Source organism: Dermatophilus congolensis (genome assembly GCF_900447215.1).
GTDB lineage: Bacteria > Actinomycetota > Actinomycetes > Actinomycetales > Dermatophilaceae > Dermatophilus > Dermatophilus congolensis_A.
In genome coordinates, this window is the sequence record NZ_UFYA01000001.1 from 44642 (window position 1) to 57321 (window position 12680).

The window sequence follows — 12680 nt, forward strand, 5'->3', positions numbered from 1 at the left end:
GAACTACCATTAGGGAATGAGTTCCACGCCTCATTCGACTTCTGAATTCGAGCAGTCTTGCGTCACGGATCCGTTCAGGAATTTGGGCCTGACCTTCGATGACGTTTTGCTGCTACCCGGCGAGACCGATGTGATTCCGTCGGAAGCGGATACTTCGACGCGTTTCAGTCGGAACATCACGTTGCGGGTGCCGTTGACGAGTGCGGCGATGGACACGGTTACCGAGTCGCGGATGGCGATCGCGATGGCCCGTCAGGGTGGGATTGGTGTTATTCACCGAAACCTGTCCATTGAGGATCAGGCGGTACAGGTTGACCGCGTGAAGCGTTCCGAGAACGGCATGATTACTGACCCGGTGACGGCTTCACCGGAGATGACTTTGGCCCAGGTGGATGCCTTGTGTGGCCAGTTCCGTATTTCTGGTCTGCCCGTGGTTGACGCTGATGGGAAGCTGGTTGGCATCATCACCAACCGTGACCTTCGCTTCGAGATGGATACGAGCCGTCGTGTCGCTGAGGTCATGACGAAGATGCCGCTGGTTACTGCACCAGTGGGGGTTGATCGTGATGAGGCTTTGGCTCTGCTTGCGGCACACAAGATTGAAAAGTTGCCGCTGGTAGACGGTACCGGCAAGCTGTGCGGCTTGATGACGGTGAAAGACTTCACTAAGACGGAGAAGTATCCCGACGCCACAAAAGATGATGGTGGGCGTCTGCGGGTCGCTGCTGCGGTGGGGTTCTGGGGTGACTCTTGGGATCGTGCGATGGCTCTGGTGGATGCGGGCGTGGACGCACTGGTGGTGGACACTGCGAACGGTCACGCGCGTGGCGTGACTGACATGATTCGTCGTTTGAAGAAAGAAACCGCAGGTAAAGCTGTCGACGTGATTGGCGGTAACGTTGCCACGCGTGCGGGTGCGCAGGCACTGGTTGATGCTGGCGCCGATGCGATCAAGGTTGGTGTGGGACCTGGGTCGATTTGTACAACCCGCGTGGTTGCTGGGGTTGGTGTGCCACAGGTGACCGCGATTTACGAGGCTTCGTTGGCAGCCAAAGCTGCCGGTGTGCCAGTGATCGGTGATGGTGGTTTGCAGTTCTCTGGCGACATCGGTAAAGCGATCGTGGCTGGTGCTGACACTGTCATGCTGGGATCGCTGTTGGCTGGGTGTGAGGAAAGCCCCGGCGAACTGGTGTTTATTAATGGTAAGCAGTTCAAGAGCTACCGGGGTATGGGGTCGTTGGGGGCTATGCAATCCCGTGGCCGCGCCAAGTCCTACAGCAAGGACCGCTATTTCCAGGGCGATGTCTCTGATGACGACAAGGTCATTCCGGAGGGGATTGAGGGGCAGGTTCCTTACCGTGGCCCGCTGGCCTCGGTCGCCTACCAACTCATCGGTGGTCTGCGGCAAACGATGTTCTACGTCGGTGCGCGCTCTATCCCGCAGATGAAAGAACGCGGCCAGTTCGTCCGGATTACTTCGGCAGGGTTGAAAGAAAGCCACCCTCACGACATCCAGATGACGGTCGAAGCGCCGAACTATTCACGTCACTGACAGTTTCTTCAGCAGTAGGCAGATCGTTGCCTCTCACAGGGGCTGCGGCCTGCCTGCTGCTGTTTGCTGGGGCTGACGTGAACATCACCACTTCTACGGGCTTGCTCAGCAGCAATGCTTCAGGAGCGCTGCAGCGGTTTCCTTGCCGTTCACGTGCATCGGAATCGTTGTGTGCATGGCTTTCAGCTCAGATACCGCCACATCTGACCGCTTAGTAGGACGGCTGTATAGTTACCGGCGGGGCGTGAGACGGGGGTCTTTACGAAAAGCTGCAACGGGCCTCCTCGACCTCGCCGGGACCAGAGAGATCTCACAAACATGCTGTTCAAAGGCATGCGCAGCAGATGCAAGGGGCCATCCGGGGGGATCGTTCGGAGCTAGACCTCCTGACCGTCTCACACTGCGTCAGCGGACCGAAGAGCCGCAGATGCGTTTGCGATTCACGGGAGGGGAACCGATGAAGGCAGTCATCCTTGCGGGTGGCCTGGGAACTCGCTTGAGCGAAGAGACCACGCTCAAGCCCAAACCAATGGTCGAGATCGGTGGCAAACCGATCATCTGGCACATCATGCACGAGTACGCCCACCACGGCGTCAACGAGTTCATCGTGTGCGGCGGCTACAAAGCCGAATACATCAAAGAGTGGTTCGCCTCCTACGCGCTACGCAATTCGGACATGACGTTTGACCTGCGCACCGGCGAAATGGTCGTGCATAAACGTGACGTTGAAGACTGGAAAGTCACCGTTGTTGATACCGGCCTTAGCTCCATGACCGGAGGCCGCCTTAAACGAGTGAGGGACTACATCGGCGACGAAACATTCTGCTTCACCTACGGTGATGGCGTCTCCGACACCGACATTTCCGCCACCATCGACTTCCACAAGAAATCTGGACGCCTCGCCACCATGACCGTGGTGCAGCCACCTGGACGTTTCGGAGCGATCTCCCTGGGAGCTTGCGAAACCACCATCGAAACATTCCAAGAAAAACCCGATGGCGACGGCGCCTGGATCAACGGCGGCTACTTCGTGTGCGAACCCGGTGTCATCGACTACATCGCCGGTGACGACACCACCTGGGAACAAGAACCCTTACGCAACCTCGCCCATGACGGCCAGCTCAACGCATGGAAACACCCTGGTTTCTGGCACCCCATGGACACATTGAACGACAAAAACAAGCTGGAGAAGCAGTGGGCGGCTGGCAGCGCGCCCTGGAAGGTGTGGAACTGACATGAAGATTCTCGTTACCGGCACCGAGGGCTACCTCGGATACTTGCTCGCCCCGTTGCTCATGGAAGACGGGCACGAGGTCGTCGGCCTAGACACCGGCTTCTACGAAGAGGGATGGCTGTTCAGCGACCACCAGCGCACCCCTATGACCATTAAGAAAGACATGCGCGACCTCACCGTCGAAGACCTCCAGGGTTTCGATGCCGTCGTCGCGATGGCTGAGCTGTCCAACGACCCTGTCGGTGACTTGGTTGGCCCACTGACGTTCGACATCAACCACAAAGGTTCTGTCCACGTCGCTAAAACTGCGAAGGCCGCTGGTGTTGAGCGGTTCGTCTACATGTCTTCCTGCTCCGTCTATGGTGTGGCCGAAGGCGACGTCGACGAGACCAGCGCCGTTAACCCACAAACTGCATACGGCGAATGCAAATACCTCACCGAACAGGACCTGTGGAAACTCGCCGACGACACCTTCCACCCCACCGCGATGCGCAACGCCACCGCATTCGGTGCCAGCCCACGCCAACGTTTCGACATTGTTCTGAACAACCTCGCTGGCTTGGCCTGGGTTGAGAAAAACATCGCCATGACCTCCGACGGCACCCCTTGGCGCCCCATGGTCCATGCTCTCGACATCTGCAAAGCGATCCGGTTGGCGCTGGCCGCTCCGATCGAGAAGGTCCACGCCCAGGTGTTCAACGTCGGCTCTTACGACAACAACTACACGGTGCGTCAGATTGCTGAGACGGTGGCGAACGAGTTCCCCGGATGTGAGCTTTCGTTCGGTGAACCCGGTCAAGACAACCGTTCCTACAAGGTTAAATTCGACAAGATCGAGCAGATACTTGGATTTTCCTGCGACTGGAACCTCGCCGATGGTGCCAAACAGCTGCATTCGGTTTTCGAAGCGATCCAGCTCGACGCCGACAAGTTCTATGGCCGTGGCCACACTCGTTTGAAGATGATTGACCACCTTCTCAAAACCGGTCAGGTCGACGAGAAGCTGTTCTGGAAGAAGGCTGACGCCTGATGGAATTCACTCAAACCGCTGTTGAAGGCTGCTGGATCATCGACCTGAAGGCGTTCGAAGACAACCGTGGTGGTTTCGCACGGACCTTCTGCGTGGAGGAGTTCCAAGCACACGGCATCCCCACGGATGTGAAACAGGCCAACATGTCTTGGAACCACAAGAAGGGCACGATGCGCGGAATGCACCGCCAGATCGCCCCGGCCGCGGAGGGCAAACTGGTTCGCTGTGTGCGTGGCTCCATCGTGGACTGCTGCCTTGACCTGCGTGAAGACAGCCCCACCTTCGGTAAGAACGTGATGGTCGAACTGTCTGTAGACAACCACCGCGCATTGTGGATTCCGCCGTACTGCGCGCACGGATACCTCACTCTTACCGACGACACCGAAGTCACCTACCAGGTGTCGGGCATGTACTCCCCAGAGCACGAGCGTGGTCAGCGCTACGACGATCCTGCTTTCGGACTGCAATGGCCCATCCCTGTTGAGGTCATCTCGGACAAAGACAAGGCATGGGCGGACTGGGACGGAAAGGAGATCGTCAAGTGATCGTTGTTGACACCCTTCTGGCCCAGCGCGAGGCCGAAGGCAACCCGGTCAAGGTTGCTATTGCTGGCCCAGGGTTCATGGCCCGTGGCGCGATGCACCATATCTTCAACAGCAAACCTGGCATGGACGTGGCTGTGGTGTATGCCCGCACGCCCGAGAAAGGTGTTGCTGCACTGGAATTCGCCGGTAAATCCGGTGATCAGGTGAAGATCGTTCAGACCGCTGAAGAAATTGATGCCCTCGCCGCAACCGGCGGAACCGCCGTCACCTCCAACTATGAGGCGATGGTTAACGCCACCAGCGTCGAAGCCGTTTTGGATGCGACCGGATCGGTGGAATTCGGTGCCCACCTGGCCATGGCCACCCTGGCAGCAAAGAAACACCTCGTGCTTTTGAACGCTGAGGTCGATGCCACCATCGGCACCATCCTCAACGCCAAATTCGAGGACGCTGGCCTGGTGTACACCGGTGCCGACGGCGACCAGCCCGGTGTGCAAATGAACCTCATCCGGTTTGTGCGCGGCTTGGGCGTGACCCCGCTGGTGGCAGGAAACATCAAGGGCCTGCAAGACCCATACCGCAACCCCACCACTCAGGAAGGGTTCGCGCGTCAGTGGGGCCAAGATCCACACATGGTGACCAGCTTCGCCGACGGCACCAAAGTGTCCGTTGAGCAAGCCCTTGTCGCTAACGCCGCTGACCTGTCCATTCACAAGCGGGGTTTGTTACAGCGCGACCACCGCGGCCACGTCGATGACTTGACCGGCATGTACGACGTTGATGAGCTCAAAAAGCTTGGCGGCGCTGTTGACTACGTGGTCGGAACGAAACCAGGGCCAGGCGTTTACGTTTTGGGTACGCACGATGACCCCAAACAGCAGCACTATCTGAATCTCTACAAGCTTGGTGAAGGGCCGCTGTACAGCTTCTACACGCCGTACCACCTGTGCCACTTTGAAGTTCCGGACACCCTGGCTCGCGCGGTGCTGCTCGGTGATGCCTGCATCAAACCGTTGCGTCAGGCTCCCAAGGTTGAGGTCATCACTATCGCGAAGAAAGACCTCAAAGCGGGGGAGACCTTGGATGCTCTGGGCGGGTACACCTACTACGGTGAGTGCGAACGCGCTGATGTCACTGCCGCGGAGAAGCTCTTGCCGGTGGGATTGGCTGAGGGATGCGTGCTTACCCGCGATATCGCTAAAGATGAAGCAATCTCCTACAACGATGTGATCGTTCCGCAGGGCCGCCTGGCTGATGAGTTGCGCAGGGAGCAAGAGGCAACGTTCCCGCAACCGGCGGTGCAGTAATGACAACTGCGCAGAAGGTGTACGACTTCGTTGTTATTGGCGGCGGAATTGTCGGCCTGGCCACGGCTATGGAGCTGCTGAACCGTAAACCGGGGGCGTCTCTTCTCGTAATCGAGAAAGAGTCACAGGTCGCGTTCCACCAGACAGGCCACAACTCGGGTGTCATCCACGCCGGTATCTACTACACGCCGGGCTCGCTGAAAGCTGTGCTGTGTAAGAAAGGCGCCGAACGTACCCGCGAATTCGCAGACGAACACGGCATCCCTTACCGCAATGTTGGCAAGCTGATTGTGGCTACCAACGAGGTTGAGCTGGAGCGCATGGAGGCTCTCTACGAGCGTGCCGTCACCAACGGCATGGATGTAGAGAAGCTCGATGGCCAAGAGCTCAAGCGCCGCGAGCCACGCATCAACGGCATTGGTGCGATCTGGAGCCCGAACACCGGCATCATTGATTACACCCAGGTATGCCAGAAGATGGCTGAGGTCATTGAAGCCGCTGGTGGTCAGGTGCGTTTAGGAACCAAGGTTGTAGACATCACGGAGTCGTTCTCTGAGGTGCGTGTGGATGTGGCTGCCGCGCATGCCAAGAACACTGCTGGGGATGTTGAGCGAGTGTTCGGTAAACAGCTGGTTGTGTGTGGCGGTATCCAGGCGGACAGGTTGGCGCGGATGGCGGGACTGAACCCGTCATTCCACATGGTTCCGTTCCGTGGGGAGTACTACCGACTACCCGCGAGCAAGAACACGATCGTGAATTCGTTGATCTACCCGGTTCCTGATCCAGGTTTGCCGTTCTTGGGTGTGCATTTGACCCTGATGATGGACGGCGGGGTGACCGTGGGGCCGAACGCGGTGATGGGTTTCGCTCGCGAAGGATACCCGCATTGGTCGATGAACGTTAAAGACATCGCGGATTTTGCTCTGTATAAGGGCTTCTGGAAATTGGTGCCGAGCGTGCTGAAGACCGGTTTGGTTGAGATGAAGAACTCGGCGTTCAAACCGGGTTATCTCAAGCTGGTCACCAAGTATGCCCCGGAGCTGCGGGTGTCGGATTTGGGGCCGGAGCCAGCAGGTATTCGGGCTCAAGCAGTCATGGAAGACGGTTCGATGGCCGAGGACTTCCTGTTTATGGAGACTGACCGCATGGTGCATGTGTGTAATGCACCTTCGCCAGCGGCGACGAGTTCGATGCCTATCGCCGAGATGATCGTCGACAAGGTAATGGCGCGCGCCTGAGCAGTACGTGTGCCGCATGGCTGTGGCGCCCTCCCGTGAAGTTGTGGGGGTGGGCGCCACAGTCATCTGCTGTTTTTTGGGTGTTGTGGTGGGGGAGTGGGCTACTTCATGGTGTCGAGGTTGATGATGGTGTCGCAGTCTTGGGCTACGCGGTCGTCGTGGGTGACGATGAGTACTGCGGCGCCGTCTGTCGCTAGCCCGCGGAGCAGGTCGACTACTGCGCGTGCGTTGTCGTTGTCCAGGGATCCGGTTGGTTCGTCAGCTAGCACCACGGAAGGGCGTTTAAGTAGCAGGCGAGCCAGAGCGACGCGTTGACGTTCGCCGCCGCTGAGTTCGAGGATGGATCGTTTGAGGAATCCGGGAAGCCCGACTTTGAAGAGGGCTTCTTCCATGTCGTCGCGGTGGCGGCGCGCGGACCAAGCACCATAGACCACGGCGAGGTTGCCCATGACATCGGTGTTTTCGATGAGGGCGTAGTCCTGAAACACGAAGCCGAGGACGTCACGGCGGAGCAACCTGCGGTTGTGGCTGTTGGCCCGGGAGATGTTTTTCCCCGCGACGGTGATGGTGCCTGCGGTGAGTTTTTCTAGGCCTCCGACGGCGTTGAGCAGGGTGGTTTTCCCTGATCCGCTTGATCCGCGAAGCGCGGTCATGTTACCTGGGGGAACAGTGAAACTGAGGTCACGCCAGAGCACATGGCTGCCGAAGGATTTGGAGGCGTTTTCTACCTGCACACCTGTGGATGCTGTGGAAGTGGTTGCGGTGCTCATGCGTGGCCTTCCTGGCGGTGGTCGGTGCGGGCTGTGGTGATGGCTAGTGATGTGATGAAAACGGCGATGGCGATAGCGCATCCGAGCATTCCTGCCCATCCCAGGAGAGCGAGACGGTCAGCTTCGCCGGGCGGGAGTGATTCGCTGGTGCTTGGGGTGATGAAGATGCTCCAGGCGGTCACGGCGGCGATGGTTAGGAGCGTGTAGCCAAAGACGGCGATGCTGTGGCGGCGTAGCCAGGAGTGGCCGGTTACCCATTCAGCGAAGAGGCGTTGACGCCTGGATTGCACCCAAAGCGCAGCCAGTGCTGTTGAGGAAATGATCAGGATGATAATTCCCAAGATGAACGTAACCGTTTGCTGCGCTAAATCCTGTGTGGCCTTCTCGCGAGCTTCGATACGAGCTTGATTAGCGTCAACGATGGAATATACATGTGTGGTTAGGTTCTCATCATTGGCGACTTTTTCTGCTGCCTCTCGCGAGGTAAACATAATCTCTGATTTGCTTAGTGCTGCAGAGAGATTGATGTCTGAAATCGGAGCGAGTCCATCAGCTAGGAGGATAACAATGGGATCTTTTATCCCGGTTTTTGTGTTCAATCCGTCAACATCGACCACTAAAGGCCAAGTGGTGGATTTAATTGTTTGAGTCCGAATGGGAGGGAGGGAAATTTTTTGAAGTTCTATGTCGACACTGAACCGATTCTTTACTTCTTCGATAATTGCTTTAGTTTGTGCCTGGCGATCAGTTGGAATGTAGGCATTGAGTGCGTTATCTGTAGAGGGGATAGGCCCGGTGCTTGAGAGTAGCTCTGGATATCTCTTTAGATAGGTAGAGTTTACGGTAAGTATATTCGCCGCGCCATCTGGCAAACTTACTGGTTGGGGGTCTCTATAAATTCCGATATTCGCTAGAACATTTCCTTCAATGTCGGCTTTACGCAACTGTGCACCCAGTGCTGCATCAACTTGCTTAGCATTTTTCTCATCATTAGTTGACCCAGATAGGGTCATGTAAGTGATTCCCTGTGTAGTGTGTGGTAATTCTTGTGTGAAGCGCTGAACTTTTGTGGAAATCAGCGTGATTGACACGAGAATTCCGATAACGATAATTGCGGTGACAAGGTTAAGTAATCCCAATGCGATAAGGGCAGGGATAGTGTCTGTTCGACCGGCGAGATTATTTCGAATACTTCGTGCTGTTGCCAGATGTACTCCCACTGACAGTGCAACTATGGCGATAACCAGAAGTGCTGCAGTGATAGCAGTTGTTAATACGAAGAAAAGCGCGAGTTCATTCCAATTATTAATAATTTTGAGAGCCGTTAATGCCACTATTAGTACTGCTGTCCCACTTATTAATGCAGGATGCGCGCCTTGTGAGATGCTGGTTGTTGTGATGCGAAGCCTGCTGTGTCCATTGAGGCGGTTGACTGCGAATGGGCGGGCTGACTGCAATGCCAACGTGAGCGTTAGCGCAGTAAGAAGTAATAATGGCGAGAGCTAAACTCGGTGTAATGTAGCCACCAAATGCATATATCAAGGCGCTCCAGCTCAGTAAAGATGGGAACTCTTGCGCCACATATCCATGCGAAGCAAAAAGTGATTTTAATTCACCGTGGTCGTCTCCGAAAACATAATAAAAAGATCTGACTTCATTAGTAGTGTCATCGACTAGGCCTGCAATGTGCTGCTCAACTGAAGGGTGAAACGTTGTTCTCGGTACCCGGGCGCCAGTAGGTGAGTCAGTTACGTAAAGATAGCGGGAGTGGTCAACTCGGGAGCGATTGTTGCGTTCCCTGGCGATTGCCACGCCATGCTTGACTGCGTAATCGTAAAGAGCCTCATCAACTGTTTCCCGCGAAGAAGGATTCGTCCCTTCTTTAAGTCCGTTCACCCATAAGGTTTGTGAGGCGCCTACTGGTCCTTCTAGGTCCATTATGGCCATCACTGTACCGCTGAGCAATAGCCCGAATATGAGTGCCAAGACTGGGGGGCAATGCCCAGCGATTCCATTTCACGCTTTTGTCTCCCTAAAATGTGGCTAGGGGATACTAGGTCCCCTAGCCACTGTTTTTATTAGCAGAATCCGTAGTAAGCCTGATTGTTGGTCCATTTTTTGGGGCCGCTTGCGATAGCTTCTACTTTTGCTACCTGGCAGCCGGATTGATATAGCCTTTTTCCAGATGCGCTGCTTTTATGGCTTTTATGAGCATGTTTATAGTAAGACCATACATCTACTTTATTTGTGCCATGATTCCAAACCCCACCATCGACATGCTCGGTGACCGCCATTGCGGGAGCGGCGACGCTGAGGCTTAGCGTGATAGCTGCGATAGTAGAAATAAATCGTTGTTTAATCATTTTCGTTCCTTTAAAAGCGCTGCTTCGCTGCGGGCTCCAGTGTCAGCAGTCTCAACTAGCTACCCAGTTGGCCTCTTGGGTTTGTGGCCGTTTGAGGTGGCGTGAGATTAGCAACTTGAATGCCAGTTGAGAACGTGAATGAACCCCTTACTCTTCCAAGGGGATACCTACAGGTGGGGTAAGCGAGGCTGTAGTGGAGCAAAGGTGCAGATCAGCTGAGCGCAAAGTGCGTAAAGTTTGAAAAAATCCTTGAAAAACGCTTAGGGCGAACGGGTTTGTTGAGGGATCTTTTTCCTGCAGACGGAAAGGAAACCCCACCCCGACCACAACACCACCAACCGACACAACCCCGAATCACCCAGCCCCAGAAGACAACACCACTAGGCTGCCCACCATGGCCGGGACCACACACCCAACCCCACGCCCCCACCCACCAGGACGCGACAAACGCGCTCAACACCACCCCGGCCCCACCGGCGCCCCCCACGCCAACGGCCAACACGTCATCATCATCGGCGCCGGAATCGCCGGACTCTCCGCAGCCACCGAACTAGCCGAACGCGGCGTCAAAGTCACCATCCTCGAACGCGGAAACCACCTCGGCGGCCGCGTCAGCTCCTGGCCCATCACCATCAACGGCCAACCCACCAACATGAGCCGCGGATTCCACGCCTTCTTCCGCCAGTACTACCAACTGCGCGCACTCCTACGCCGCGCCGACCCCCACCTCAACGCACTACGCCCCGTCACCGACTACCCCCTCGACCTCGCCGACGGGCCCCGCGACTCCTTCACCCACATACCCCGCACACCCCCCTTCAACCTCATCGGGTTCATCGCCCAATCACCCTCATTCCCCCTACGCGCCCTGCCCAAAGTCAACATCGACAAAGCCATGGGCCTACTCGACGTGCGCTTCCCCCAGACCTACACCGACCACGACGGAATCAGCGCCGCAGACGTCCTCAACCAACTCAACTTCCCCCACAGCGCCCGTCACCTCGCCCTCGAAGTCTTCGCCCGCAGCTTCTTCGCCGACCCCCACGAATTCTCCGGCGGAGAACTCATCTCCATGTTCCACACCTACTTCATCGGATCCGCCGAAGGACTCCTCTTCGACGTCGCCGCAGACCAATACGACACCGCCCTCTGGCAACCCCTCACCCAATACCTCACCCGCCACGGCGCCACCATCTGCACCAACACCCCCGCCCACCACATCGAACCCACCCCCCACAGCATCAACGTCCACACCCCCACCACCACCCTGTGCGCCGACGCCATCGTCCTAGCCACCGACATCACACCCCTACAACACCTCATCACCAACAGCCCCAACCTCGGCACACCAACCTGGCGCAAAAACATCACCCAACTACGCACCGCCCCACCCTTCGCCGTATGGCGCCGCTGGCTCGACACCCCACCGGCCCCCGGTACCCCAGACTTCCTCGGCACCAGCGGATACGGCCCCCTCGACAACATCTCAATGATCCACCAATTCGAAAAAACAGCCACCCAATGGGCCCACACCAACCACGGCAGCGTCATCGAACTCCACGCCTACGCCCTCCCCGAAAACACCAACCCCACCCACCTCAAAAACCAACTCACCCAGCAACAAAACCGACTCCACCCCGAACTGGCCAACGCCAAACAACTCGGCGAACAATGGCTCATCCGCAACGACTGCGCACTCATCGACACCTCACCCTGGAATCAACGCCCCAGCACCACCACACCCGACCCACGCATCGTCCTCGCCGGTGACGCAATTCGCTGCGACTACCCCGTAGCCCTCATGGAACGCGCCGCCACCACCGGAGTCCTCGCCGCAAACCACCTCCTGAAAACCTGGGACATACACGGAGCAGACATCTGGACCACCCCCACCACACCACGCCTACCAGGCATCCCACTAGCCCGCCGCGCACTACGCCGCCTCACCAAACACACACCACAACACCCCGACACCCAAAAACAGTAGATAACACCAACAACACAACCGCATTGATAAGTTCACCCACGTGAACCCACCCGCCACGGACGACCTCGTCATCCTCGTCCACAACGGCCACGACATCGGCACCGCCAATCGACTCCACATCCACACCACCAACACCCCCCTCCACCGCGCCTTCTCCACCTACCTTCGCCGCGACGACGGCCGCGTCCTCATCACCCGCCGCGCCCTGACCAAAACCACCTGGCCAGGAGTCTGGACCAACACCGCCTGCGGCCACCCCCGCCCCGGCGAAACCCCCACCCAAGCCGCCACCCGCCGCGTCCCCGAAGAACTCGGCACCCCACCCCTGAACCTCCGCACCAAAATCCCCAACTTCACCTACCGCGCCACCGACGCCTCCGGCATCGTCGAAAACGAAATCTGCCCCGTCCTCGTCGGCGAAATCGACCACACCACTCTCAACCCCAACCCCAACGAAGTCACCGAACACGCCTGGGTCCACTGGGAAGACCTACGCCACACAGCACGCACCATGCCCCACCTCCTCAGCCCATGGAGCGTCCTACAAATCAACGCCCTCGGCGACAACCCCTGGTAACCCACCAACCACCAGGCAAGACCCGCCGAAAAACCCAAGATCCCGGAGAAAACCGAACAGCTCAATACGATCCGTGT

Annotated in this window: 12 protein-coding genes; 8 read left to right on the forward strand and 4 right to left on the reverse strand. The window is 57.3% G+C overall.

The features are described 5' to 3' along the window. The first annotated feature begins 16 nt into the window (after positions 1-16). From guaB to lhgD, 6 genes are all read left to right on the forward strand, one after another. Complete coding sequence (guaB, locus tag DXZ77_RS00220; protein ID WP_115029016.1) at positions 17-1552, forward strand: IMP dehydrogenase; 1536 nt, start codon at positions 17-19, stop codon at positions 1550-1552. 457 nt (positions 1553-2009) lie between these two features. Then, the gene (rfbF, locus tag DXZ77_RS00225; RefSeq protein WP_115029018.1) at positions 2010-2786 is read left to right on the forward strand and encodes a glucose-1-phosphate cytidylyltransferase; all 777 of its coding nucleotides are present in this window, start codon (positions 2010-2012) and stop codon (positions 2784-2786) included. Between the two features lies 1 nt (position 2787). Next, positions 2788-3816 carry an NAD-dependent epimerase/dehydratase family protein gene (locus DXZ77_RS00230; protein ID WP_115029020.1) on the forward strand — a complete coding sequence of 343 codons (1029 nt, stop codon included), beginning with the start codon at positions 2788-2790 and terminating at the stop codon, positions 3814-3816. Then, positions 3816-4361, forward strand: a complete 546-nt coding sequence (gene rfbC / locus DXZ77_RS00235; protein WP_115029022.1) for a dTDP-4-dehydrorhamnose 3,5-epimerase — start codon at positions 3816-3818, stop codon at positions 4359-4361. Before DXZ77_RS00230 ends, rfbC begins: the two co-directional genes overlap by 1 nt. Then, complete coding sequence (locus DXZ77_RS00240) at positions 4358-5668, forward strand: NAD(P)H-dependent oxidoreductase (RefSeq protein ID WP_115029024.1); 1311 nt, start codon at positions 4358-4360, stop codon at positions 5666-5668. The genes rfbC and DXZ77_RS00240 overlap by 4 nt, the downstream gene beginning before the upstream one ends. Beyond that, positions 5668-6906, forward strand: coding sequence for an L-2-hydroxyglutarate dehydrogenase (gene lhgD, locus DXZ77_RS00245; RefSeq protein ID WP_115029025.1), 1239 nt, complete (start codon positions 5668-5670; stop codon positions 6904-6906). Before DXZ77_RS00240 ends, lhgD begins: the two co-directional genes overlap by 1 nt. Before the next feature lie 101 nt (positions 6907-7007). Here lhgD and DXZ77_RS00250 read toward each other — a convergent pair whose 3' ends face one another. The 4 genes from DXZ77_RS00250 to DXZ77_RS00260 form a co-directional block, all read right to left on the reverse strand. Beyond that, a complete protein-coding gene (locus DXZ77_RS00250) occupies positions 7008-7676 on the reverse strand; it encodes an ABC transporter ATP-binding protein (RefSeq protein WP_115029027.1) in 669 nt (222 codons plus the stop codon). After that, positions 7673-9010: a bacteriocin-associated integral membrane family protein gene (locus DXZ77_RS11555; protein ID WP_147279122.1), complete on the reverse strand. Its 1338-nt coding sequence runs from the start codon at positions 9008-9010 to the stop codon at positions 7673-7675. The genes DXZ77_RS00250 and DXZ77_RS11555 overlap by 4 nt, the downstream gene beginning before the upstream one ends. Continuing rightward, on the reverse strand, positions 8982-9572 hold the full coding sequence (locus DXZ77_RS11560; protein WP_147279123.1) for a hypothetical protein: 591 nt from the start codon (positions 9570-9572) through the stop codon (positions 8982-8984). Before DXZ77_RS11560 ends, DXZ77_RS11555 begins: the two co-directional genes overlap by 29 nt. A gap of 182 nt (positions 9573-9754) precedes the next feature. Continuing rightward, positions 9755-10039 (reverse strand): lactococcin 972 family bacteriocin, encoded by a 285-nt coding sequence (locus DXZ77_RS00260; protein WP_115029031.1) that lies wholly within the window; start codon positions 10037-10039, stop codon positions 9755-9757. Between the two features lie 394 nt (positions 10040-10433). Between DXZ77_RS00260 and DXZ77_RS00265 the strand changes: the two genes are divergently transcribed. Further along, entirely contained in the window at positions 10434-12026 is a 1593-nt protein-coding gene (locus DXZ77_RS00265) for an FAD-dependent oxidoreductase (RefSeq protein WP_115029033.1), read from the forward strand. A 40-nt stretch (positions 12027-12066) separates the two neighbouring features. Next, positions 12067-12603 carry an isopentenyl-diphosphate Delta-isomerase gene (idi, locus tag DXZ77_RS00270; RefSeq protein ID WP_115029035.1) on the forward strand — a complete coding sequence of 179 codons (537 nt, stop codon included), beginning with the start codon at positions 12067-12069 and terminating at the stop codon, positions 12601-12603. The last annotated feature ends 77 nt before the right edge of the window (positions 12604-12680 follow it).